Raw genomic sequence first — 24,283 nt, 5'->3', positions numbered from 1 at the left:
AATTTTCCTTTCTTATTTTTTACGTGCAGGACCTTTTTGTCTCTGCTTGCGATTAGGATCTTTTTTGTTGAGTACGTAGAGACGTCCATTCCGACGGACTAAAATGTCTCCCTTAGATTTATCGGCTTTAATCGATGCCTTTACTTTCATGACAATATCCTGATTTTTCTTTATGAGCTTTTTTCAAGAGTTATCCGTTTTTTATAGAACAATGGAGAATTCTTTTCAATCCTTTTCTCTCCCTTTGCTTGGATAAAAAGATAAAAATTCTATAGGATCTATTTTGCTTAAGAATCCTTATTAAGGCGATATTTGGCTTTTGAGGGGAGGCCTTTTAAGCCCTTGTTTTTAAGAATGCTAGAGCTTCTCTAGGGGCGCAGAAGAAATTCCTACCTGCTTGCTCTTTTACCCTAAACTCTTTTTCCCCTCGCCTCTAGCCCTTTCCCAGCTTAGCTGGCAAGCTCATTAAACTCCCCAATTTTAGTTTAACCTTGCTTCTCAAGCCTTGCGGTAGAGCCTTTTCTTTGCATGGACACTTACTTCTCAAAAGTTTTGTGCAATAAAGAAGGAGCCTAAGAGTTTAGGCTTGCAATTATTCAAAGTGTCCGCTATTCTTTTGCCCTTAGAGTATTATCTCTTCTAAACGAAGAACACCTATATTTATAATGCCAGTATAAGGAAAAAATCGTGAAACGAACTTATCAGCCAAGCAAGCGCCGTAGAAAATCCGAGCATGGATTTCGTAAAAGAATGAAAACTGCCGATGGACGTAAAATCATTAATCGCAGACGCCGTCGTGGACGTAAGCAATTAACTCGAGTATAATAAAGAGTGATCTCTTGCTCTTTTCCAAAAGCCTTAAAAATCCGCACCCGCAAACAGTATCAACGGTTATCGTATAAAGGCAGGCGCTGCTTCGGGTGTTATGTGATGATTGAATTTTGTAAGCGCTCCCAGGCGCAAACAAGGCTTGGAATTACGGTAACCAAAAAATATGGTAAAGCGCACGACCGCAACCGCTTTAAAAGAACGGTGCGCGAGGCGTTTAGGACATGCCATCATTTACTTCCCTCTCATTTAGATTTAAACGTGAAACCTCGCGGGTTTCATAAAAATCTAAAGGCTCAAGACGTGCAAAAAGAAATGTTGCTTTTGCTCCAATCTGCTGAAAATTAAAATGCTTTAATTTGGCTTTAAAAGTAAAATCTATTTTTCCCCCTCAAAGAGGGAACCCTTATGAAATGTGATTTTAAAGAGGAATTAGAGGCTTTAAATCCTTCACAAAGAACCGCTGTTACGACCACAGATGGAAGAGTTTTAATATTAGCAGGCGCGGGTAGTGGCAAAACGAAAGTTTTGACTGTGCGCATGGCTTATCTAATGTCTGCTAAAGGAGTATCTCCCAAATCGATTTTGGGACTCACGTTTACAAACAAGGCTGCTGCTGAAATGCGCCACCGTATTGGATTGCTAGCAGCTCCTGAAATTGCTAAACAAATTTCTTTGTGCACATTTCATAGCTTTTGTATGCAGATTCTACGGGCTGAAATTCATAAGCTTGGTTACACTTCGCAGTTTAGCTTATATGATGAAAAAGATGTGCAGCGGCTGATCGGCTTGATCGCGCGCGATTTGCTTGAACACGAAGCCCAATTGCCCTCTTTAGCTAGTACCACAGCCGTGATTAATCAGGCCCAAAATAAAGGGCTCGCGAGTGAAGAAATCTGCAATACTGGTTCTAAATGGCATGATGAATTTACCAGGTCTATTTATCAACGCTTACAAGCTAGCTTGCGTGCTTATAACGCGGTTGATTTTAATAATCTATTGGGGTTAACTGTTCAACTTTTCGAAAATTTTCCCGAGGTGCTAGATAAATATCAAGAGCGCTATCGGTACCTCATGATTGATGAGTACCAAGATACAAATCCCATCCAATATAAATTAGCCTCTTTACTCTCAAGAAAGTATCAAAATCTTTGTGTAGTGGGAGATGATGATCAGTCGATCTATGGTTGGCGGGGGGCAGAAGTTAAGAATATTCTCGAATTTTCCCACGCAACCATTATCAAGTTAGAGCAAAATTACCGCTCTACAAACACGATTTTAAAAGCCGCGAACGGAGTGATTAGCCACAACCAAACACGCCACCAGAAAGTATTATGGAGTCATCGAGGCGAGGGGGAGCCGATAGAAATTTTTCATGCGCCCGCAGAAAAGGAGGAAGCAGAAGCTGTGGTTTATCGGATTGCGCATCTACGCGAAAAGTATCAGCTGAAATGGAGGGATATCGCCATTCTCTATCGCTCGAATGCTTTATCACGCCTTTTTGAGCTCGCTTTAATGAATTACACCTGGAAGGAGGGGGACCAATGGATTAAAGGGATTCCTTATGAGATTTTTGGGGGTACAGAATTTTATGAAAGAAGGGAAGTGCGCGATCTTTTTGCCTACTTAAGAGTGATTGCGAACCCTTTGGATCAAGAAGCCCTTTTACGCATTATCAATCAGCCAAGGCGGGGGATAGGAGAAGCAGCGCTGGATGCCGCTACAGCTTACAATCGCAATCATCAACTTCCTTTATGGGATGTCTTAAAAGCTCTAGCGCAGGGGGAACCTACTGTGCAAGAAGTCGCTTCGCATTGGAGCCAAAAAGCCCTGAATTCCCTTCAAAATTTTATAGGAATTCTAGAGAGTTCCAAACAGCGGTTCGAGCAAGATTTATCGCCTGCTTTAATAGAATTGGTAGAAGCGATCAACTATAAAAAAGCGATTGATGATGAAGTAAAAAGTACCCAAATGCGTGATTTCAAGTGGGAGAATGTGCAAGAATTTATTTCTTCCCTAGCAGAGTTTAAAGAATCTTTTCACAAAGAATTTCATAAAAATCCAACTTTACATGACTTTATTACCGCAACTCCTTTGCAGCAAGATTGGAAACCTCATCAAAAAAATACGTCTGAGAAAGATCAAGTCAATTTATTAACTTTCCATAGTGCCAAAGGCCTTGAGTTCAAGGCTTGCTTTTTAGTAGGGATTGAGGATCACATTATTCCCCATGAAAAGAGCTTAAAAGAAGTGGGAGTAGAGGAAGAAAGGCGTTTAATGTATGTCGCCATTACGCGAGCAAGGCAGTTTTTAACAATCAGCATGGCACGCAAAAGAAAAAAAATGGGAAAGGAATATGCCTCTAAGCCTTCTCGCTTTTTGCATGAGATTCCAAAAGAATTATTAAAAATCACAAAATGGGATCAAGCGCTGGAGATTTAAAAGAAGGGGATAAACCCCTTTTTTATTTAGCTTACTCCCGCAAGTTTATGACTTTGCAGGGTGTCCATTTTTTGCAAATAAGCGGAATGGTTATCGAGTAATTTTTGAATATGGTCGGCATAAATTTTACCGCCGCCAGTTTTATAGCCCGTGACTCCAATTTGTCCCCCTTTCGAATCTAAAAGGACTACAGTAGGAAATCCTTGAATATTGAATTTTCGTTTAAGGGCTTCATTTTGTTCTTTGATTTGAACGGGTACAGAAGCTTTAGGGGGATAATCTAGCTTAACAAAAATCAACCGATTTCCCAAGGCTTTTGCAAATTCGGGGGTTGCAAATACTTCATTTTCTAATTTAATGCAATAGGTACACCAATCTGAGCCGGTGAACAAGACAAATAGCGGTTTACCACTGGACGCAGATAATTTGGCTGCCTCTGCGTAATTTTCGTGCCATTGAAGGGGAGAAGTTGCCGAAGCAGCTTGGGCTGAGCTTAGCCAGCAGAAAGCGAGAGCTGTTAACACAATAAAAGATAACTGTTTCATCATTTCAACCTCTTGCGATTTTAGAGCAGATGCCTTTTATCTATTTGAAATAAAAGCTCCTACATGTTTAAATAATTGTTTCATTGCACAAAATACGTGCATAAATTGTACTTCAACGCCATATTAACTGAAACATTTAAACCATGCAATTCTTTCCTCCAACTCTAGTTATCCGCCATCGGAAGGAAAACCTGCTGAAGTGTAGCCTGCGTGGTTTAGAGAATAGGCCGGATTTTTCATTTTTAACTTACCCGACAGAAGAATTGCCTTCTGTAGAGCAGTATGTTTTATTGGCGATCGATGCCCCTCCATTAGATTCTTCAGATTCTCAGCAGGGTCTTCTCATTTTGGATGGGACTTGGCGTTATGCGGAGAAAATGCTTGAGTGGGTACAACAAAAAAGCTTAATAAAACGGCGCAGTATCCCCGCCCAATGCCGCACTGCTTATCCCCGTTGTCAAACGGCTTGCCCATTTCCCGAGCAAGGTTTAGCTTCGATCGAGGCCATTTATATCGCTTATATCATTTTAAAAAGAGATCCCTCGCACCTTTTAGATCATTATTATTGGAAAGAAGAGTTCCTAAGAAAAAATAAGCCGTTCCTAGATGCCTTACGTCTATGAAAATTGTAAACAAATTTATTGGTTTTTACTCTAATTTTTGTTATAATTTTTTGTTAAAAGGAATGTAAGGATCTTATGGAAGGCATGGTTCCCATCTTAAAATTTTTGGTGAGTATAGAAGACTTTATATGGAGTTACCTCTCAGCCCCCTTGGTTTTGATCCTAGGCTTTTTTCTCACATTCCAATCTAATTTTGTTCAAATCAGAAAATTTCCTACGGCCATTTTCACATTACTTAGCTTTTTAAAGGATACAGGATCCTATGGAAGTGGTGTTCACCCGGTTAAAGTTTTTTTTGCTTGTGTAGGGGGGTGCGTGGGCATTGGCAATATTGTGTCGATTTGTACGGCTGTTCAAATTGGGGGGCCAGGGGCCATTTTTTGGATTTGGTTAACGGCGATTGGGGGGATGGTGATCAAATATGCGGAGGTTTATTTGGGGTTGCGCTATCGCATAACCAATCCAAATGGGAGCTTCGATGGGGGCCCCATGTATTTCTTAACCCGCGCTTTCAAGCAGAAATGGATTCCAACTTTTGTGGCTTTTTTGCTCTGCCTTTATTGTGTAGAAATTTGGCAATTTAAAGTGATAACCACTAGTGTGTCTTCCAATTTTCCAATTAGTGAACCTGTAGTGGTATTTGTTTTAATTGCTTTAATTGTTTTTGCTACAAGCGGAGGAGTTGGAAGGGTTGGCAATATCTCAAGTGCCGTGATTCCAGTTTTTATTATCCTCTATGTGACGATGGGAGGGTGGATTTTGATGCAGAACCTCTCCCTTCTTCCTGCCCTTTTTCGGGAAGTCATGACCTCGGCCTTCTCTGGCCATGCCGCTGCAGGGGGTTTTATTGGAAGTACGATGATGTTGACGGCTTCTCAGGGAATTAGGCGAGGATGCTACACGGGAGACGTGGGAATAGGATATGCTTCCGTCATTCACAGCGAGACGTCGGTTAAAATACCCGAAAAACAAGCTTGTTTAGTTTTCATGGACATCTTTTTGGATTCTTTTGTAGTTTGCACAACTACGATCCTTCTGACCTTAATTACGGGTGTATGGAATCAACCTCTCGATTGCTCTCTTTTAGTCCAGCGCGCCTTAGAAGGTTACTTTCCTTTCATGAATTTTTTCATGCCATTTTTCTTATTTCTTTTAGGGTATTCAACGATTAACGCCTTTTTTTGCGTGGGTCTTAAATGTGCCCAGTTTTTGCACCCGACTAAAGGGCGTCCAATTTTTTATACGTATGCTGTGAGTGCTCTCATCCTTTTTGCTTTAGTGGATTCTTCTGCTGCCCAAAGTGTAATGACGATCATGGGAGGGATTCTTTTGGTGATTAACGTGATCGGGATTTTCAAGCTTCGCAGAGAAATTTCCTTTGAAATAGATTCAATCAAAGAAGAGTGTGAGCTTTTTCTCGTCTAATTTGAAGGCCGTTATTTTTAACCTTTTGCCAACTTTCAAGGGGGAATTTGGTTCCTAGATAAAAAATAGCGATCCCTCTAAGTAGCTTGACGATGCTTGAACAGGAATTAAAGGCTGTTTTTATCCTTGAAAGGGTCTGGCAATCTTTGTTCTGAGACTTCTCTAGCTAGGCTCATAGCTATTCCTCCCAGAAATTATAGCCTTCTAAATAAACAAGCCCTATTCTTTTAAAATAAGCTGGCCTAAGCTCTTGGCGGGGTAAAATATGGCATGAGGACAGCAAGAGATAGAAGCGAAAAGTTTTTTTCCCTCAGGGGCAGCCAGGCAGCATAATCGTAAGGCCATGCCTCCTTTAATACCCAAAAATGTGTTAAGATAGGCTTCCTTTCTTTGAATGATAAACCCCATCGCAGGGTTTCCGACACCTTGAACCTTGTAAGTTATGCGAGGTCATTTAGTTTGAGCGGGATTTTGGGGGGTTAACATGCGTGCAATATAAGTCCAATTCGCATAAATGTAATCAACCCCAGAATAAATAGTATAAAGAGCAGCTCCTATGACAATCCAGGTGCTGGTGAATTGCAGCTTTTCTTGAGAAAGCAACCCTGTGGCATGAGGAATCATTAACAGAAGAATAAAAAAAGCTGCCAGAGCTTGAATAACCGCTTTAATTTTCCCGCTAGTGCGAGCGGCCAAAGCAAATCCTTTTAAAGCGCAAATGGTGCGGAGCGTACTGACCACAGAATCTCGATATAAAAATATGAAGAGAAGAGGAATGGGGAGATTAACAGGAGCTTGGGTGAAAGCGAGAAAGACAGTGGTATGTGCTATGCTGTCTGCCATGGGATCTAAAATTTTACCTAGTTCGGTCACTTGATTATAGCGACGAGCCAAGTACCCATCAAAGGCATCTGAAAGCTCAGAAATAGCCCATAACGCTAAAAGAACATAAGGAAGATGATGGGTCGAAAGATGGAGAAAATCTGGCTTGAGGTAGACCAATAAAAAAAAAGGGCTGATACAAAGTCTAATAATCGTCAAAGCATTCGCAATATTCAAAAAACACCTACTCATTCGTTGTTGTTAGGTTCATTTGGCTGATAAAATTCTAAATGAATTGCTTTATTCTGGGAAGCAATTAACAGCAAGATCGCCAAGAATAAAGCTATTAGGAAGATCACAATTCGTTTGCTTGAAGAAGCTCTTGATTTAGAGAGACCAAATGCTGATAAATTTCTAAATAATGGCTTGCCGGATGATTCCAACTAAAGTCGATATTCATGCCGTGAATCATGAGCTGCCACCACTTGCTTGGGTCATCGAACCAGCAACGAATCGCTCGATGAAGAGTTGCTTCAAAACTTTGGGGCGTCGGATCGTTAAAGGTATAACCATTGGCGTTACCGGTCTCTGTAGGGGAACCCACATCGATGATTGTATCAGAAAGCCCGCCGGTTTTACGCACGACAGGAATTGTGCCATATTTAAGGGCAATCATTTGAGTGAGCCCACAAGGTTCAAATAAAGAAGGCACGATTAAAATATCGGAGCCTGCAAAAATCTGATGGGCTAATTCTTCTTGGTGATGAAGGACTAGACTGACATCAGGGTGGTTAAGATAAACCTGCTGAAGGAGGAAGAACTCTTCGCTAATCTTTGGAATAGGGCTAGTTCCCAGCAAAATAAACTGGGCCTCTTGCTCAACAAGATAAGAAATGGCATGCTTGATCAAGTCGATCCCCTTTTGAGGGACAAGTCGTGCTACACAGCCCACAATAGGCTTATGTTTTTCTGATAGGCCTAGCCGCTCTCTTAAAACCTTTTTGATAAACCCTTTTTTGTTTAAGGTATGCCGATCTTCTTTATCTCGGGGAAGCTCTCGCGAAGAGTAGTGGGCGGGTAAATAACGATCAATTTCGGGGTTCCAATAGGAATAATCCACCCCATTTAAAATGCCTTTAAGCTTATCTGTATATTTAAGTAAAGTGTCTTCCAATCCAAACCCAAGTTCTTGTGTTAGAATTTCTCGAGCATAGGTGGGCGAGACTGTGGTAATAAAATTCGAGTAGGTGATCCCCCCTTTTAGGAGATTTAAAGATTCAGGATAAACTTTATCTTGAAGCTTTTCGGGGGTAAAATAGGAATCCCCTTTTAAACCGATCCGATCGAGATCGAACGCAGAGCACCTGCCTTGGTATTCAATATTATGGATTGTCAGTGTGGTCTTAGCATGATTAAATCCCATGTTCTCATAAATCTCTTTTATCAACAGGGGAATGGCAGCTGTTTGCCAATCATGCACGTGAATAATATCACAGGGTATTTGTTTGTTAAACAAGAATTCTAAGGAGGCTCGACAAAAATAAAGATATCTTTCAACGTCATCCTCACAGCCATAATAACACCCTCGCTGGAAAAAACGGTGGGGGTGGTGGGGCTCGATAAAATAAACTTTTAGGTTCTCTACCCAACCCTTCCACACGGTATTCTTATGCCATTCATTATGATAATACGACATAAGGTTGTCCGTAACAATTGTAAGATCCCCAATTTGATTGCTATCCATGCAGTCATACTTGGGAAGGATGATGTCAACGTCGTGTCCTTTCCAGGATAGTTCTCGGCATAAACCGAGAACTACATCGGCAAGGCCGCCGACCTTAGCGAGGGGAGCCAGTTCAGCTGCGATATGAATAATATGCATCGTGTGCGCGACCTTTTCTGATAAGTGTAATCAAAGTTTAAAGGATGTATGGCTTATTAAAAATTGTACCGAATTTCTTTTCAATCTCGTTTCACGGTTTGGTTAAATTGCGCAAATGGGAAACAAGGCGAACGACAATGGCGATTGTTTGGTCGATTTCTGCTTGTGTGGTAAATCGACTTAAAGAGAAGCGGATGGCAGAAGCTGCTTGATCTATTGGCGTTCCCATGCTTAGTAAGATTCGGGATGGCTCAAGAGCCCCGGAAGAACAGGCAGAACCATGACTAACAGCCACACCTTCACGATCTAAAAGAGCAATAAGGGATTCCCCCTCAATTCCTTCAAAAGATAAATTGCTTACATTTGCAATTCTTTCTCCCTGTCCATTGATTTCAACCCCCGAGAGCTTTCTCAAGACTTCGGTTTCGAATCGGTTTCTTAAGGCTAGCATATGGTGAATGGCTTTGGGAAGTTCAGTTTCTAGCAATGCTACAGCACGGGCAAGCCCCACAATCCCTGCTAGATTTTCTGATCCAGCTCGCTTGCCAAATTCTTGAGGCCCACCCGTAAGAGGAGAAATAAAAGGTGTGCCACGTTTTAGCCAAATGAAGCCCACACCTTTGGGTCCATGAATTTTATGCGCGCTAAAGCACATTGCCGATACCCCTGGAAAAAGGGAGATCTCTTCCTTCCCTAATTGAGCAACACTATCTAAAACAAAGGGGATTCTAGCTTCAAGTGCAATAGAGGCTAGGGGAGAAATGTCAAGCTTAGCCCCTGTTTCGCCATTGACTGCCGTTAGCACAATCAAGCGCGTATCTGAGCGAATAGCTGCTTTTACAGCTTCAGGCGTGACAGCTCCTTTTAGGCCTGCCTTAAGCCAAGAAATAGAGTTTCCTTTTTTTTCATAAGCTTTTAAGGTGCTATAAATGCAAGCGTGTTCCACATTTGAAGTAATCACATGCCCATTTTTCCCTTCTAAAATACCCTTAATGAGCAAGTTAATCCCTTCTGTGCCACCGGAAGTAAATACAATTTCGTCTGGATAAACGTTTAAATAAGAGGCGATTTCATGCCGGGCACTGACGAGCTTAGCGCGGGATGCTTGCCCAAATGAATGAATACTAGAGGGATTTCCGGTATTTTCTGAAAGACACTCTACCATAACTTGCAGGACTTCGGGAGCAAGCGGAGTGCTGGCATTATTATCTAGATAAATTTTTTGGTTCATTCTTTAACTACACGTAACATAACGACCGTGACATTATCATAACCGCCCTTGTTTTTAGCAGCTTTGACAAGATTTTCGACGGCTTCTTCCGTTTTTGAAGAGTGGTTCAGGATACTTTCCATTTCTTTTTGAGAGAGCAAGTCTGAAAGGCCGTCGGTGCACATCATGAAGACATCTCCATTCATGAAATCGGTAATAGCAATGGAGGGCTCCACCATCAATTCTGTTCCAATAGCCTTGGTGATGATATTTTTATATAAAAAATTTGGCAATTGCTGTTCATGAATTTTTCCTAAATCCATCATTTCGCATAAAAGAGAGTGGTCTTTTGTAAGTTGCTCTAATTTTTGTCCTCTTAAACGATAAATACGGCTATCTCCCACATGTCCATAAATTACCCCTTCATTGTGGAAGTAAAGACAGCATAACGTTGTACCCATTCCTTTTAAGTCGATGGATTCACGGCTCATTTTATAAATGAGTTTATTCACTTGAATAATCGCATTTTTTAATGTTTGGTAAGATTCTTTCAAAGAAGGGTTGTTTAACGCGTTAAATTTCTTTTGAGCCAGCTTGCATAAGTGATAAACAGTTTCTTTAGCGGCAACTTCACCTGCTTGATGACCACCCATTCCATCTGCTAGCACAAAAAAACGAATTGTAGGAACTTGATCCCAAACATCTTCGTTATTTTGTCTGACAAGACCCACATCGGAAAGGCCAAATGTAACGACTTTATATGACATCAACGGAAGAACCATAGGCTAGCGTTTGAAAGTTTGGATTTACGAATTATGGTTTGTAGTAAACACAACATGCGCCGCCGTCTCGGAAAGAAGTTAAGGGTTATTTTCTATTTAGCGAGTTGGGTTAGATTTAAATTAACCTTAGCACATTTTAAGTTATTTTTCCATCAAACATATTTGGAAGCGGCAATATTCAAGCTCTTTGAGCTTTATGTTCGAGTTCTTCCCAACGGGCGTAAAGTTGATCGAGCTTTTCTTGGGTCTTAGTCAATTCTTCACAAGTGGCATGAAGTTTTGAAGGATCTTTCGAAGCTTTTTCAGCTCCTTTGTGTAATTCTTCAAGTTTTGCTTCAATGGTCAAAATTTTATCCGTCATCCCTTGCCGTTCTAATTCCTCTGCATAAGTAAGTTTTTTTTGCTTAGGCGGCTCTCTCTCAGATTGTTTATTTTTCTTTTGTATCCTTGAAAATTCGCTTTCTTGTTTGCATATTTGCTGATAGGTTTCCCATTGGGTATAATCTGCAAAAAAAGAGGGCTCTTCCGAAAGGCCCAGCCCTATCAAAGTGGTAGAAACACGATCGAGCAAATACCGATCGTGCGTAATTAAGATCACTGCTCCAGGAAATTGGAGTAAGCTCTCTTCTAATACTTCCAAAGTTGAAATATCTAAGTCGTTCGTGGGCTCATCTAAAAGCAAAATATCGGCAGGTTTTAACATCAGGCGGGCAATTAATACGCGTGCTTTTTCCCCTCCAGAGAGCTTACGAAGAGGCAAATCTAACCGCTCAGAGGGAAATTGAAATCGTTTACACCAGGAATGAATATGTAAAGGTTGCCCCCGGTAGTTAATGTATTCCCCATCCGGAGCGAGGGCATGCCTTAAAGAAAGGTCCAAAGGCAACTCCTCTCTCTGTTGGTCGAAATAGGCGATTTGCACACCCTCAGCAAATTTTAAAGTCCCTACATCTGGCTCAATTTCTTTGGCTAACATTTTGAGCAATGTGGATTTGCCACTTCCATTTAGGCCAATGATCCCTAGTCGCATTCCGGGAGACAGAGTAAAATCTACCTTACGGAAAAGCAGTTTATTTCCGAACGTTTTGGTTAAATTTTTTACAGTCAGCAATTTGCGTGTTTGCCGTTCTGTTGAAGAAAAGTCTATTTGCACTTGAGTAGCTTTATTTCGATTTTTAATTTCAGCGAGTTCATCTATTAAACGATGGGCTTGCTGAACCCGCGATTGTGCTTTTGTAGTACGAGCTTGAGGGGATTTTTTTAACCAAGCGATCTCTTCTCGGGCTTTGCCGGCAAGAGAGCGTTCATAATGTTGTTGGCCAGAGAGAAATTGGTCTTTTCTTTCTAAAAATGTGCTATAAGTTCCATCGACAAGAAATAAGCCATCAGGAAACATACGGTTAAGCTCTAGCATTTTAGAGGCCGTATTTTCCAAAAAAAAGCGATCATGGCTAATTAAAAGAAAGGTAAGGTTTTCTCGATTTAAGAATTTTTCTAGCCATAATATGCCTTCCAGATCTAAGTGGTTGGTGGGTTCATCCAAAAGGAGTATATCAGGAGATTGAATGAGTTGAAGACCGATACTAAGTCTTTTTTTCCACCCGCCGGAAAGAATGGTTACCGATTGTAAAGGATCTTCAAAACCCAATTTACTTAGCATTTTGCTGACCAAAGTTTCTTGCTCGTAGTCAGGCAAAGCATGAGATTGTAAAGGTTTACGTAAAATTTCCCCTACTGTCCCTTCTGGAAAAACAGCGTCTTGGGGAACATATCCCACTTTTAGTTTTTGCCTTGTAGCAATCGTTCCACTGTCAGCTTGTTCGAGCCCAGCTAGTATTTTTAATAAAGTGGATTTACCCGCTCCGTTAGGCCCTACGATTCCAATCCGATCTCCTTTAAAAATCGACAAATTCAGTTGATCGAATAAAAGGTGTGATCCAAAGGTTTTACTAATTCGGTGACAATTGATGAGAGGCGACATAGAATAAAAAGTTCCTTAACACTTTTTTTGGAAAGGATAGAATTTGGGAATATGAAAGACGCTTATTAACAAAGTTTGTATCAAATAATAGTTCGAAAAACAATTAAAGTCAAATCACTTATGCCTATTTAACAGTATACCTGGCCACCTTCTACCAAAGTGGCCCTTTTTTGAAACTTTACTGGCAAAAGGCATGATTATCTGGCTCTGGGAAATGGATCGATCCCTCCCTACAGATTCCATTCAAGATGCGGATAACTGAAGAGAGTACAGGATTTGATGGTAGGCGTTCCTCCTTTAAGGATATCTTACCTAATGTTAAGACCTTGCCAAACCAATTTAGCAAGGCCTTGAAGCGATTAAGAGCCAATTTGCTGTAAAGTTAACGTTACAGGCACAGTTGGCAAACGTGTATTGGTTGTAACTGAAAGGGCATTGATTGAACCGGACAGCAACCCATTAGTAAGGGTTAAAATATCCCCTGCATTTAATCGCAAAATAATCGTATTTTGATTTAATGGAACTGCTACGCTTGTTTTTGCAATAGCTTTTCCGTTAACAGCAAGTGCTATCACCCCATTTCGCACGTTAGTAAAAACCGAATAAGAAATTAAATAGACACCATCATGAGGAATGGAGATGCCGCCGTTGATAGGGGCTGTAAAGCCTCCCACATTCTCGGGATCAAGCATAGTGAGATTAATTGTTTCTCCCGCATAAATGGATAGCTGAGAATTGGGGCTGTAATAAAAAGCATAGCTAGGTGGAAAAGCAGAGGGACCTTGAGGACCTATTGGGCCCGTTGCTCCCTGGGGGCCTGTTGGGCCAGTAGGGCCTTGCAGAACAGTAGGATCGGTTGGACTAGCCACGGTTTCTGCATGTAGAAACTGAGTGGCCATTAAAATCAAAGCTAAAGCTGAAAAGCATTTTGATAGTTGAATCATACATCCTCCAAAGTAATAATGATTTTTTAACCTTATAAATCCAAGGCTTAAAAAAACTGTAAAACTTTTGCACCGTTTTATTTGCTGAGTATCTCTCCTAGTTTTATAAAAACTTTGCGATTATTTTTTTTGTAACAAAATATTCGTTTTAGCCCTTTTATTTTTTATCTTAACAAATATTCATAATTTTTGCTTACAATTCTAACACAAGATTGTTGGATCTAAAGAAAAGTTTTGTTCATTCGCACGATGATTTTCAATTAATAAATAGAGGATATTTTTAGTTTAGTTTATCAAAATTCTCAATAAATTTTGTAAACTTTTATTTAAAAGAGGCTTTCCCTTTAGGAAAACAAGAAAACTATATTCTGTTAAAAATGTGGAATAAGCTGATCGGCTGGCCTCAATTTCATAAGGAGGTCTTCTTATTTTTCTAACTTAGAGAAGATTTAATTTTTTCCGCAGATAGCCATGCTGCCCATGGCGTTTGTTCTTTCTCAAGGGATAGGAAAAGTTTTCTCGAGCAGATATGTTTAAATACTGCTATTCGTCCTCAATTCGCTTCAAAAAATAGTCTCCTCATTTTGTCACTCGCAGAGAAGAGATAATTAAGATTGTTTTTAAGAACCTTAATTTTTTAGCAAGGAGCAATCACCAGATTAATTTGCGAGTGTAGCCGTTTTTTTTATTTTGTTAATTTAATAGAAGGTAGTTTGATTTCTTTAACAATTTCGAAAGGGAGTACAGTCGTTGTAAAAAGTTTTATAATTAATTGAACGTTAACACTAATTTTGAAATAATTAAATTAAAGTTTTCTCGAAATATTTTATTTTGGTAATAAATCGAATTACTTAGAAAATATTTGTTAAATTTTAAGTTAATTTTTTTTGCTTTGTTTATTGGAAACTATTATTTGTATAAATTGTTGTAAAAAATATAATTAATAAAATTAAAGAGCTTTTATGCACATAGTGCGTATTCCATTCATAAAGGCAGATATCTTGCCTGCAAAAGCAATTTCATCTCCAGAAAAGAGCACAGGAAAGATCAAAAAACGGATGAAATTTCAAGGATTAGAAAATGATTCTCGCTATACTGTGGCCCTTACTGCTTTAAAAGTTTATGATAAAAAACCCAAGATTCGTTTATGGGAAAGGGCTGTTTTATTGCGCGTTGTAAATTCCGCTGGAAAGGAAGCTGGATATGTTAAAGTCAATGCGAGCAGCTTGCGAAAAAGATTTGGAATAACCCAAGAAGAATTTAAGGCAGCGAAAAAAATTTTTGGAGCAGATTTAACCCTCTTTATTTCTCATAAAATTGAAAAAAAAACTCAACAAAAAAATAAAGAAAAGGAAAAAGGCTTTTCAAGCTATACAGGAGCCCTTAATGCAGAGAGGAAGCATCATGAGGGGAGTAGATATGGAGATAATGAGTTAGAATGTGAAGGTGAATATGAAGGTGGTTTTATAAATGGCGAATATTACGGAAAGGGAGTGGTTACTTATTCGGATGGTTCAACTTATGAAGGTCGATTTAAAAATGATAAACATGCTGGTCGCGGAACCTACAAGTATGCAGGGAATGGGCATAGTGAGGGATATACCTATGAAGGATGCTTTAAGGACGGCAAAGCGCATGGAAAAGGGACAATAACTTATAAATCAGGTGATAAATTCACCGGAGAATTTAAGGAAGGCAATATGGATGGAAAGGGCGAGTCCCTATATGTAAATGGTATAAAATTAAAAGGAATATTTAAAGAGGGTAAATTGGTTAAAGGAGTGATGACTAGCCAAAAAGGCATAAAAACGAAGATTGGCCCAACTTCTAAAAATCGAGAAAAAAAGCCAAGCTTCTTAGAAAAAATGAGGAGCGTTTTTAAGAAATAACTTCTTTGCATAAAGCGCGGCTAAAAAGCCACGGCTTTATAATTCCATACCCAGACTAAAAACTATTCCTCTTCTCATTTATACCGTAGTACCGTTCATGAAGGAAAAATTTTATTGCGTTCAAAATGGAGGCATGAATTTTTTGCAGCAGAAAAGGACGACTGCAGTTACATGCTCAACACAAAAAAGCATAGTAAACGCCTCTGAGATAGAATTAGAATCAAGGCCGTACTCCTTTACAATAGCGGTAAAAGATACAAAGCACAAGTGTATAAGGAGTGGTCAGAAAAGACTTTGAAAGAGAAGTTCTTAAATTTACTAAAAAGCTAAAGTTTTTTAAATAAGCTTTAGCTGCTGGGCGATAATATTGCCATGGTTGCTAAAACCATGGCTTGCTTAAATCACTATAGGCTAAAACCTATGCCTAATCCCAATTTGTATCCCCCCACGTTTACGTTATCTCGTTTAACTTTTGAAGTATTAGAGAAATGGAAAGGTTGGTACAGATAGTCTGCAAATAAGTCAAAAAATAAAGATTTCCAATAAAATTGAATGCCAGTTTTCGCTACCCCGCCCCACGAGCTTTTATGGAGATGATTATTCACGAAGGGGGAATGATCTTTCATTCGAAGGAAAGTGTAACAAGCTCCCATGCCCGCATAAACTTTCCACGAGGTGGCAAATTGATATGAATATTTGGCTCCAAAGCTAATCGGAACAATATGGATGCGGGAAGAATTTTTAATATCCCCTTTTGAACGTCCTCTCTCGGCTATCCATGCCCCATTCATCCATCCTGAAAATCCGTAACAAATCGATTTGGAAATTTCAATTTGATAGTCAGCATCCCATTCATGGTAAATTTTTCTAAATTTTTTCGAGGAAGGATAGAAAGCCGCGGCTCGTATTTCTGGTTCCCAACCATTTCTTATATCGAAAGCAGAAAGTCCTAACAGCGGTAAGCAGAGTGCAATTAGAAAAATCACAATTTTCATGGCCATATCCTCTAATATATAGGAATTAATAATATCCTTTTGTCCTTCTCGATAAACCATTCCTTAGTAGGGGTGGTTTATCGAGATTTTAGTCCTCTTCAAGCTATTTTAAGAGCTGAAAGTTTCTCCCTCTTTTCAGTTCTATATTTAGCAAAAAGCCTTTAAGGCACTACTAAGGTTAATGTAGCACTTGTAAGGCCTGTTTTTGTGAACGCGTATAATTGATAAACATCTTTTCCTCTCTTCTGGGTCCTGACATCCGAGAATGAGAAAGGCCCCTTTGCAGGGATACTTGCAATGGTCTTCCCATTTCTTATTAATAAGTACCCGCTTGTTTCTGTATCTGGACTAGGGCTCCAGGACAATTTATGCACGCGAACTTTTTGCGAGAAGAAAGATTGTTTGACAATCTTAACTTTAAAATTTGTAGGCGGTGCAAGTTGTGGAGTGGCAACTACAGGGCGCCGTGGAGGCTGTTTTGCTGGACTAGGCTCTGTATTAGGCAATGTGTCTATAGGGGCTTCTTCTTCTTGAGAAGGCTGTGGAGCTGGTATTTCTGCTGGGGGAATTTGCTCTTCAGAAGAAATAATCTCTTCTTCTTCGATCTCTTCCTCTTCAGTTGCTATTTCCCAAGGTTTTTCATTTAGAGGGCGATTGAATAAGTTAAAACCAGAAGAAGCCTGTACAATGTTATGGGTTCCATTTGATCGAATCCAAACAGCTATCCCGTGGCCTTTTGAATCTAAGGCAACCTGGGGCACAATAGCATATTGGCCAGATTCAGATAAGTCTTCAGGAAGAGACCACTTTCCATTAAAAGGTAAGGTAGCAGCCTGAACCACTTTTTTTATAGGATTTTGCCAAACGGCTATAGCGTTTCCGTGAAAATCCATTGCCACTTGAGGAATGGTTGAAAATTCTGAAGAATTAGAGATTACAATCGCTTCTTCCCAGATCCCCTCAGACATTTTCATCGATTGTATTTCATGATTAGTGGTATCTTCCCACAAAGCAATTCCAGTCGCTTTTCCACCTTGAGCCATGTTTATACGGGGATTTAAAGCATTAATTGTTTCGGAAGAAAGATCTTTAGGAGTGTCCCATGGGTTACCGAAGGTGGAGCGGCTTGCTTGCACCACATTCCTTTTTCCATTATATCTACTCCAAACTGCAATCGCTTCTCCTGCAGCATCAAGTGCAACTTGAGGTTTGTCAGCATTTTGCCCTGGTTGTGAAAGAATGGTAGGGAACGACCAACTTCCTCCATAAGGCAGAGCCGCTGATTCAATCAAATAATGTCTTCCATCAAATCTTTTCCACACAGCTAAAACATTACCACTTAAGTTTACCGTTAAATGGGGCTGAAGCGCCTCTTGACCGGGAAGAGAAATATCTACAGGGGTAGTCCAACTCCCATTACGTGGCAATGTAGCAGCTTGAATAACTAAATGCATTCCATTAGACCTTTCCCAAATGGCTACAGCATTTCCGCTTTGATCCACCACAACTTGCGGATTTGTGGCATTTTGGCCGGGTAGCGAAAGGTTGGCAGGGATAGACCAATTGCCTCCAAAATTTTGAGTGGAGGACTGGATGATTAAGTTTAAGCCATCGCTGCGACTCCAGATGGCAACTGCATTTCCCAACGGGTCAACAGCTACTTGAGGAGAGGTCGCGCTTCTCCCCATAATCGAAAGACTGGAAGGCTCAGACCAAATCCCGCCAAATGCTAGGCTAGAAGCTTGAATGATCAAATTAGCTCCATTGAAACGCCCCCATACTGCAACAGAGTTCCCTAGAGGATCTGTGGCTACCTTTGGGATGGAAGCGTTTTGGCCAGGAACGGAAAGATCAACAGGTGTTGACCAGCCTGCAATATCCACGGGCAATGACCATTCTGCGTGAAGGCGACTTATTATGCAGCTGAAGGCTAAAATAAGAGGAGAAAGGGCTCGCAGAAGTTTCATATTTTCCTCGCTTGGGATGGTTTAATCGGGCGCTCGGCTTGCTAATTTTGGGAAAAATTTCTCGTTAACCCACATATAAAATGAATTTGAAAATTAGGAAAGAAATATTTTAAAAAATAATTAGAAATCCGCTACTCTTAATAACTTTGGTTTGGGCTAAATAATTTAAAAACTTAATTTTCAATTGTAGAAAAATTAAATCATAAACTTTACGAAAAGAAAAAGGGAGGAGCTACGTTATTTTAAAAAGAACATCAAAGATTAAAAAGAAAGGTGAAATGTTTGTAAGGTTTATCCCCTTAAACCTTGTTTTTTAAGTTGTGCGTTTTAAAAGAGGAGAGGATTTTTTTTCTCCACTCCTGCAAGAGAGAAGCAATCAAAGTTTTTGGCATTAAAGCGATTAGTTGGTTTTCTGATTTCTCCGTTCTGAAATCTCACGCATCCGTCTTCTTTCGTCTGCATTTAAGGATTTTTCCCCGTGGCGAGAAATTTTAGTCAACATGGCATCGATAAATTGCTCGTCGTCATTGAAAATAGGTTTCCCGGATTTGATATCGAATATTTTGGTTTTATTCGATTCTCGATCCTTTTTTTTAAACCATTTTTTTAATATTTTTAAGCTATTGTCATAGCAGATAGTCAGCCTATCATCCAAAGGATGCGTCCAGGAAAAGGGAGTGCGAAGGCCAAGCACTGTGACGGAATACAGATATCCGACCAACATTCCAGTGCCGTAAAATAAGAGCATTACCCCATCCATATGGGAAAGAGAAATGAGTAAAATAGCAGTTGTAACCCCAGCCAGAAGCCATTTTATTTTAACAGGGAATACAAAAAACAAAAGAATTTCATTTTCGGAATACAGGCATGCCCATACCACAAATAAAGCAAGGATAGCGGGGATTGGGCCTGATAGATAACCAGGCGATCCTTCTAGAGCCATGGCTAAAAGCCCCATTAGGCCACTCAGGATGGAGGCCGAGGTGACCAGAAAAATAAAGCCTCGGTTAGTCATTCGTTCCAGAACCGCTGTTCCTACAATCCATAAAATGTACATGTTAAAACATAAAGAAAGCAAGTAAGACAGAGTAATTCCAAAGAATGTTCCCTCTTGCACAAATGCATAGGTAAAAGGTTGCCAAATGAAATAGTTTGTCATTCCAGCCCATGACAAACTTAGCCATTGAGCAGGAGAAAGGACTCCAAAAACATGCGCAAATAAAGGATGCAAAAGGGCACAGGCAATACTCACGCTAGTGATGGCGATGATGAGTTGTTTAACTAAGGGTGGAGTCCATTCGGGTCCAAATTGCGTGTGAAAGGTCATAGGTCTCATACTTAGCCTCTTCCAATTTTTTATTTAGCGGTAGGGCTACCGTTTGTGTGGAGTATATCTTTTTTTGGAAAAGTAATGGTTTACACAAGCTTGAAATGCATAACGGTGGCCTCCTTGCGAATTTTGTCTAATGCTTCTTCGGAGCTTATAAATTTAACAGTTGTGTCGCTAAAGTAAAGATACTGTTTGTCTGTTATTTTTTGAAGCATCACATAATGGCCGCTTGTTGCGCTTCCCTCATGCAGGATAGCGGCGGAAATTTCATAGGTACATGTTCGGTTTGGTAAAATTTTCCACGGCTCACTTCCATCTTGAGTGGAAAGGTTAGAATCAGCCCCCTCGTTCATTCCTACTGTGTCACGATTGTATTCTATGAGTTGAATGCAGCCTTGCGCGTCAATTTCGTAAGAACGCTCACATTTCATGTAAACAGGGTTGCCCTCTTCATCGAATTTTTGGCTTCCGCTCTCCTCCACCCCCACAAGTCGCGAAAAATAGACATTTATTTTCTTAGGTAGATTAACAGGATAGCTATTTGTATCAAAAGGGGTGCCGTCTTCGTAGGTATCCACTGGGCTGTCTTTAATGGCAAAGTCGGCTCGGACTGTTCTAGCATCTGGTGCGGCTATAGAATGTAAAATAGAAATAGGCGCTTTTAAATTGGCCTCTTCGTAGGGGACAGAAATTTTGATTAGTGGCTCATAAGGTCCAATATAAGGCTTCTTGTAAACGGGCGGCTTGCTTGTATGCTCAGGGATTTTTTGCATTTCATAAAGAGTGAGCATTTTAACAAAGTTTTCTTGATTGTATTGGCTTTCTTTATTTAGATCGTCTGAAGGAGGGAAGTTAAAAGTCCGCTGCAAAACGAGGAGAAATTCACTCGCATCCATTTGTCCTCCAGTCCCAGCTATGAGATCCTGTTGCATGAGACTAGTTACCAATTTTTCAAAAGCTTGGCAGTCTTTGCGCCCAATGTACCCTTGTTGAGTTCGCAGGGTGTAAATAAGATTTTTAAAAGCTGTTTGGAATTTGAGGAGGGTCTCTTTATATTGACTGTTCTTCTTAAGTGCGTGGGAAATTAAAGTAGAGTTGAAGAGGTTTTCCCAATTTTCAGTCATATTTTTTAACAACGCTTTATGAGAATCTGTAAGTATGACCTCTTCCCCTTCAAATTCAGAGGAACGGGCTAAGCTTGCTATAAGTTTTTTTAAATCCCTTTGTAAAGCTGCGCTCCCTTCTAATTCTTTGTTTACTTTTAAAAGATCAGTCTTACGGAAAAGGTGATCCCAGATTTTATCGAATTCTAACAGTGAGGCCCGGTCTGTTTTGCTTAGATAGGTTTGGGATTGTATCCTGTCTAAAAGATTCTTTAAATCGTTTTTAAAATTCTCCACCTGCTCTTTAGTAGACATAATCTGCAAAAGTTTGTCATTGACTAGAAGGAAAATGAGCCAATCGGCCACCCCCGTACCCGCCAACCATTGTAAAACTGCGTTTACCCAGCATGTGTTGCCAACATTTGTTAAGCCGACACGTCCGCCATCCTCGGAAGGAGGAGAAAATTCTTCTGTTTTTTCTGGAGCTTCGGAAATAGGTATTTGTCTGGAAACCTTAGGATTAGGATACCACTTAACTTCGGAACGAGGTGATGGGGAGGGTTTAGAAGCAGCAAGCTTAGCACTACCAGCTGAAGGGGGGTTAGGAACTTTTTGATGCATTCCCTTCTGATTGGTAATATTAGTTACTTTTCTTTGGCGCAATTCTAATTTTTTAAAGAAAAAAGCAGAAAGGAAGAAAACTGGGGCTGCTAGAAGACCCAGGGAAAAAATTCCGCTTATCACTGCTAGGAAAATAGCCGTAATTCTTTTTCCCTTTCCTATTTTTGTTTTTTCCACTTTAGTTGGATCCGAAGGTTTAGTCACTTTAATAGTAAAAGGATGTTTCCAGTGATCTTTTGAAAAAAACCGAGGGGTAATATTAGGCATTATTCACTCCAAAAGAAAATATTTTAAACTTATAACTAAATAATAACACACATACAATTATTTAATCTCTACAATTATTGAAGGAAGCCTAAAAAATTTGGAATAGGCTTTAACAATAAATAAAAAAAAATTTAAGAGGGGCCCCTTGCTTCGTTTTTGCTTGTGATTTATTAACGCATTATCTATTTTTTATAGATGAAAAATTTAGTGATTTAGGACATCAAGGGGATAAGCTCGCTTAAAATTGTTTAAGCCGCTGCTTCTTCGAAGAGGATGTCCGTACGATTAATATAAAAACCCTAATTCCTCAGGCAAGCGAGAAAAAGGGAAACCGTAATTGTTTGGAGTTTTCATGAAAAAAAATACGCATCCAAAATATCAGCAAATTTTATTTGTTGACTCTGCGACAGGTCATCGATTTGTATGTGGTTCTACTTTACAACCGAAGGAAAAAGAAGTGTTCGAAGGGGTGGAATACCCTGTGTACCGCGTGCCTGTTTCTTCAGCTTCTCATCCTTTTTTTACTGGAAGTAAGCAGTTGGTAGATTCGGAAGGCCGTGTGGATAAGTTTAAAAAACGTTATATGGCAAAAGCTCAGAAAACTAATGCGGATGAGCAATAGACTTTTAAAGCTTTCATGAATTTAATGAGCTTTGTTCGCTAATCAATCAACCAAAAAAATGTAATGGAAGCTAAAATCACAAAACTTCTTTCAAAGTTGCCCGACCTTGAAGAAACCCTAGGAAAGCCCGAGATTTTTCAAGACCAAAAGCAATATCGGGCCTTGACCCAAGAACATGCATATTTGACCGAGCTTAAATCTGTTTGGGAAAAAATGATTAAATCCAAAAAGCAGATTGAAGATAACCAGGAGATGCTTGTAGACGAGGCGAATGCCGAGTTGAAAGAAGTTTTGGAAGAGGACACGCGCCATTTACGCAGCTTAGTAGAAAAGTTACAGGTGGACTTAGAAAATCTCCTAGTTCCCCCTGATCCGAATGACCATCGCAATACTATCGTAGAATTGAGGGCAGGTACAGGCGGAGATGAAGCTGCACTTTTTGTAGGAGATTGCGTGCGCATGTACAAGCTGTATGCCGATTCTAAGGGGTGGCGCTATGAGCTGCTTTCTTGTACTCCTTCAGAAATGGGGGGATATAAAGAATACGTCATGGTTTTGTCGGGGCAAAATGTTTACCGTTTCCTTCATTACGAAGGGGGAACACATCGCGTTCAGCGGGTGCCGGAAACAGAGGCTCAAGGGCGTGTCCATACGTCAGCTATTACGGTAGCTATTTTATTAGAACCAGACGAAGACACGGATGTTGTCATCGATGAAAAAGACTTAAGGGTTGATACCTACCGCTCTTCCGGGGCTGGCGGCCAGCACGTAAATACCACAGATAGTGCGGTACGTTTGACACACGCTCCAACAGGGATTGTGGTGTATTGCCAAGAAGAGCGTAGCCAGCATAAGAACAAAGAAAAAGCTTTGCGTCTTTTAAAGGCAAAAATTGTAGAAGTTGAACAGAAGAAGAAGCAAGAAGAAATTGCTTCCAATCGTTCGCAGCAAGTAGGTTCTGGAGATCGCTCGGAGCGGATCCGCACCTACAATTTTCCACAAAATCGAATTACAGATCATCGCATAAATTTAACGCGTTATAACTTGGATCGAGTGATGGAAGGGGATTTAGATGAGATTGCCTTGGCGCTGGTGTCTCACTTTCATCAAGAAAAATTGAAGTTATAAAAAGCATGAAAACTATCTTAGAGGTTCTCAACCTTTCGGCCGATTATCTTTCCAAGCAGGGAATCTCTCATGCAAGGCAGCAAGCCATTCAATTAGTGAGCGATATTTTACACGTCGCTCCCATCGATCTTTATATGCAATTTGATCGTCCGTTAGAAAAGGAAGAGCTACAAAAGTGTCGAGAAGCTTTGCGCAGACGTGGTTTACGAGAGCCATTGCAGTATATCAGGGGGCTAGTTGAATTTTACGGCTGCTCTTTAAAGGTCAGTCCAGCTGTTTTGATTCCTCGACAGGAGACAGAGATCTTAGCTGACTTAGCTGCTAAAAATTTAAGCCAACAAGATCTTTCTGGAAAAACTTTATGGGACGTGTGTTGTGGATCGGGATGTTTAGGCATTGCTTTAAAAAAGAAATTCCCTCAATTGCGGGTGATCCTTGCAGATATTTCAGATAAGGCGTTGCACGTCGCAAAAGAAAATAGTACTCTCAATAAGGTGGATGTAGAATTTGTGCTAGGCGATCTATTGGAGCCTTTCCGAGGGTCTCAAGTAGATTTCCTTGTGTGTAATCCCCCCTATATTCCAGAATCTGACTGGGAAGCTTTGGAAGAGGAAGTCAAACATGAACCCAAAGAGGCTCTTTTAGGTGGCGTAGATGGATTGCAGTTTTACAGACGGTTAATGGCCGATTTGCCATCTTTTTTAAAACCCTCAGGAAAAGCCTGGATGGAGATTGGTTTTAATCAAGGAGCAGACGTACAAAAGTTGTTTGAGCAAAACTCAAGAGGGTATACATGGAAAGTTTGTCGCTTTGAGAGAGATTGGTCTGAGAATGACCGATTCTTTTTCCTTGAAAATGAATGATTTTTTGATTATCC

The 24,283-nt window shown here is 40.2% G+C and carries 21 protein-coding genes; 9 read left to right on the top strand and 12 right to left on the bottom strand.

The window, feature by feature from the left end:
* Positions 1-12: 12 nt before the first annotated feature.
* Positions 13-150: a 50S ribosomal protein L36 gene (rpmJ, locus tag PARA125_RS07055; protein WP_006340143.1), complete on the bottom strand. Its 138-nt coding sequence runs from the start codon at positions 148-150 to the stop codon at positions 13-15.
* Positions 151-687: 537 nt separating this feature from the next.
* Here rpmJ and rpmH point away from each other — a divergent pair.
* From rpmH to PARA125_RS07040, 3 genes are read left to right on the top strand one after another with little or no spacing between them, the layout of a single operon-like run.
* On the top strand, positions 688-825 hold the full coding sequence (gene rpmH, locus PARA125_RS07050; RefSeq protein ID WP_213158123.1) for a 50S ribosomal protein L34: 138 nt from the start codon (positions 688-690) through the stop codon (positions 823-825).
* 6 nt (positions 826-831) lie between these two features.
* On the top strand, positions 832-1,176 hold the full coding sequence (gene rnpA, locus PARA125_RS07045) for a ribonuclease P protein component (RefSeq protein ID WP_349305696.1): 345 nt from the start codon (positions 832-834) through the stop codon (positions 1,174-1,176).
* Positions 1,177-1,236: 60 nt separating this feature from the next.
* Entirely contained in the window at positions 1,237-3,270 is a 2,034-nt protein-coding gene (locus tag PARA125_RS07040) for an ATP-dependent helicase (RefSeq protein ID WP_213158122.1), read from the top strand.
* Between the two features lie 26 nt (positions 3,271-3,296).
* Here the strand turns inward: PARA125_RS07040 and PARA125_RS07035 are convergent, their stop codons facing one another.
* Entirely contained in the window at positions 3,297-3,818 is a 522-nt protein-coding gene (locus PARA125_RS07035; protein ID WP_249274251.1) for a thioredoxin family protein, read from the bottom strand.
* A 140-nt stretch (positions 3,819-3,958) separates the two neighbouring features.
* Between PARA125_RS07035 and PARA125_RS07030 the strand changes: the two genes are divergently transcribed.
* The gene (locus PARA125_RS07030; protein ID WP_213158120.1) at positions 3,959-4,438 is read left to right on the top strand and encodes a DTW domain-containing protein; all 480 of its coding nucleotides are present in this window, start codon (positions 3,959-3,961) and stop codon (positions 4,436-4,438) included.
* A 75-nt stretch (positions 4,439-4,513) separates the two neighbouring features.
* Positions 4,514-5,863, top strand: a complete 1,350-nt coding sequence (locus tag PARA125_RS07025; RefSeq protein ID WP_213158118.1) for an amino acid carrier protein — start codon at positions 4,514-4,516, stop codon at positions 5,861-5,863.
* A 450-nt stretch (positions 5,864-6,313) separates the two neighbouring features.
* On the opposite strand, the gene pgsA is transcribed toward PARA125_RS07025, so the two are convergent.
* The 6 genes from pgsA to PARA125_RS06995 form a co-directional block, all read right to left on the bottom strand.
* Complete coding sequence (gene pgsA, locus PARA125_RS07020) at positions 6,314-6,922, bottom strand: CDP-diacylglycerol--glycerol-3-phosphate 3-phosphatidyltransferase (protein ID WP_213158116.1); 609 nt, start codon at positions 6,920-6,922, stop codon at positions 6,314-6,316.
* 118 nt (positions 6,923-7,040) lie between these two features.
* Positions 7,041-8,567: a glycogen synthase gene (locus tag PARA125_RS07015; protein ID WP_213158114.1), complete on the bottom strand. Its 1,527-nt coding sequence runs from the start codon at positions 8,565-8,567 to the stop codon at positions 7,041-7,043.
* 91 nt (positions 8,568-8,658) lie between these two features.
* On the bottom strand, positions 8,659-9,798 hold the full coding sequence (locus PARA125_RS07010; RefSeq protein WP_213158113.1) for a cysteine desulfurase family protein: 1,140 nt from the start codon (positions 9,796-9,798) through the stop codon (positions 8,659-8,661).
* Complete coding sequence (locus PARA125_RS07005; RefSeq protein ID WP_249274250.1) at positions 9,795-10,544, bottom strand: Stp1/IreP family PP2C-type Ser/Thr phosphatase; 750 nt, start codon at positions 10,542-10,544, stop codon at positions 9,795-9,797. The genes PARA125_RS07010 and PARA125_RS07005 overlap by 4 nt, the downstream gene beginning before the upstream one ends.
* A gap of 193 nt (positions 10,545-10,737) precedes the next feature.
* Complete coding sequence (locus tag PARA125_RS07000) at positions 10,738-12,540, bottom strand: ABC-F family ATP-binding cassette domain-containing protein (RefSeq protein WP_213158111.1); 1,803 nt, start codon at positions 12,538-12,540, stop codon at positions 10,738-10,740.
* A gap of 359 nt (positions 12,541-12,899) precedes the next feature.
* Complete coding sequence (locus PARA125_RS06995) at positions 12,900-13,484, bottom strand: collagen-like protein (protein ID WP_213158110.1); 585 nt, start codon at positions 13,482-13,484, stop codon at positions 12,900-12,902.
* A 962-nt stretch (positions 13,485-14,446) separates the two neighbouring features.
* Here PARA125_RS06995 and PARA125_RS06990 point away from each other — a divergent pair.
* Entirely contained in the window at positions 14,447-15,373 is a 927-nt protein-coding gene (locus tag PARA125_RS06990) for an MORN repeat-containing protein (protein ID WP_213158109.1), read from the top strand.
* A gap of 404 nt (positions 15,374-15,777) precedes the next feature.
* On the opposite strand, the gene PARA125_RS06985 is transcribed toward PARA125_RS06990, so the two are convergent.
* From PARA125_RS06985 to PARA125_RS06970, 4 genes are all read right to left on the bottom strand, one after another.
* A complete protein-coding gene (locus PARA125_RS06985) occupies positions 15,778-16,368 on the bottom strand; it encodes a hypothetical protein (RefSeq protein ID WP_249274249.1) in 591 nt (196 codons plus the stop codon).
* Between the two features lie 161 nt (positions 16,369-16,529).
* Positions 16,530-18,335: a hypothetical protein gene (locus PARA125_RS06980; protein WP_213158106.1), complete on the bottom strand. Its 1,806-nt coding sequence runs from the start codon at positions 18,333-18,335 to the stop codon at positions 16,530-16,532.
* A gap of 400 nt (positions 18,336-18,735) precedes the next feature.
* Positions 18,736-19,671: a rhomboid family protein gene (locus PARA125_RS06975; protein WP_213158104.1), complete on the bottom strand. Its 936-nt coding sequence runs from the start codon at positions 19,669-19,671 to the stop codon at positions 18,736-18,738.
* An 80-nt stretch (positions 19,672-19,751) separates the two neighbouring features.
* A complete protein-coding gene (locus tag PARA125_RS06970; protein ID WP_213158102.1) occupies positions 19,752-21,656 on the bottom strand; it encodes a ubiquitin carboxyl-terminal hydrolase family protein in 1,905 nt (634 codons plus the stop codon).
* 352 nt (positions 21,657-22,008) lie between these two features.
* Here PARA125_RS06970 and PARA125_RS06965 point away from each other — a divergent pair, with 352 nt between their 5' ends.
* The 3 genes from PARA125_RS06965 (at position 22,009) to prmC (ending at position 24,269) form a co-directional block, all read left to right on the top strand.
* Complete coding sequence (locus PARA125_RS06965) at positions 22,009-22,278, top strand: type B 50S ribosomal protein L31 (protein ID WP_213158100.1); 270 nt, start codon at positions 22,009-22,011, stop codon at positions 22,276-22,278.
* 63 nt (positions 22,279-22,341) lie between these two features.
* A complete protein-coding gene (prfA, locus tag PARA125_RS06960) occupies positions 22,342-23,406 on the top strand; it encodes a peptide chain release factor 1 (RefSeq protein WP_213158099.1) in 1,065 nt (354 codons plus the stop codon).
* 5 nt (positions 23,407-23,411) lie between these two features.
* Positions 23,412-24,269: a peptide chain release factor N(5)-glutamine methyltransferase gene (prmC, locus tag PARA125_RS06955; protein ID WP_213158097.1), complete on the top strand. Its 858-nt coding sequence runs from the start codon at positions 23,412-23,414 to the stop codon at positions 24,267-24,269.
* Positions 24,270-24,283 lie beyond the last annotated feature (14 nt).

The sequence above is a fragment of the Parachlamydia sp. AcF125 genome, from assembly GCF_018342475.1.
In the GTDB taxonomy this organism is placed as follows: domain Bacteria; phylum Chlamydiota; class Chlamydiia; order Chlamydiales; family Parachlamydiaceae; genus Parachlamydia.
The sequence above is the reverse complement of the archived record's forward strand: the minus strand, read 5'-3'. Positions and strand labels throughout refer to the sequence as shown.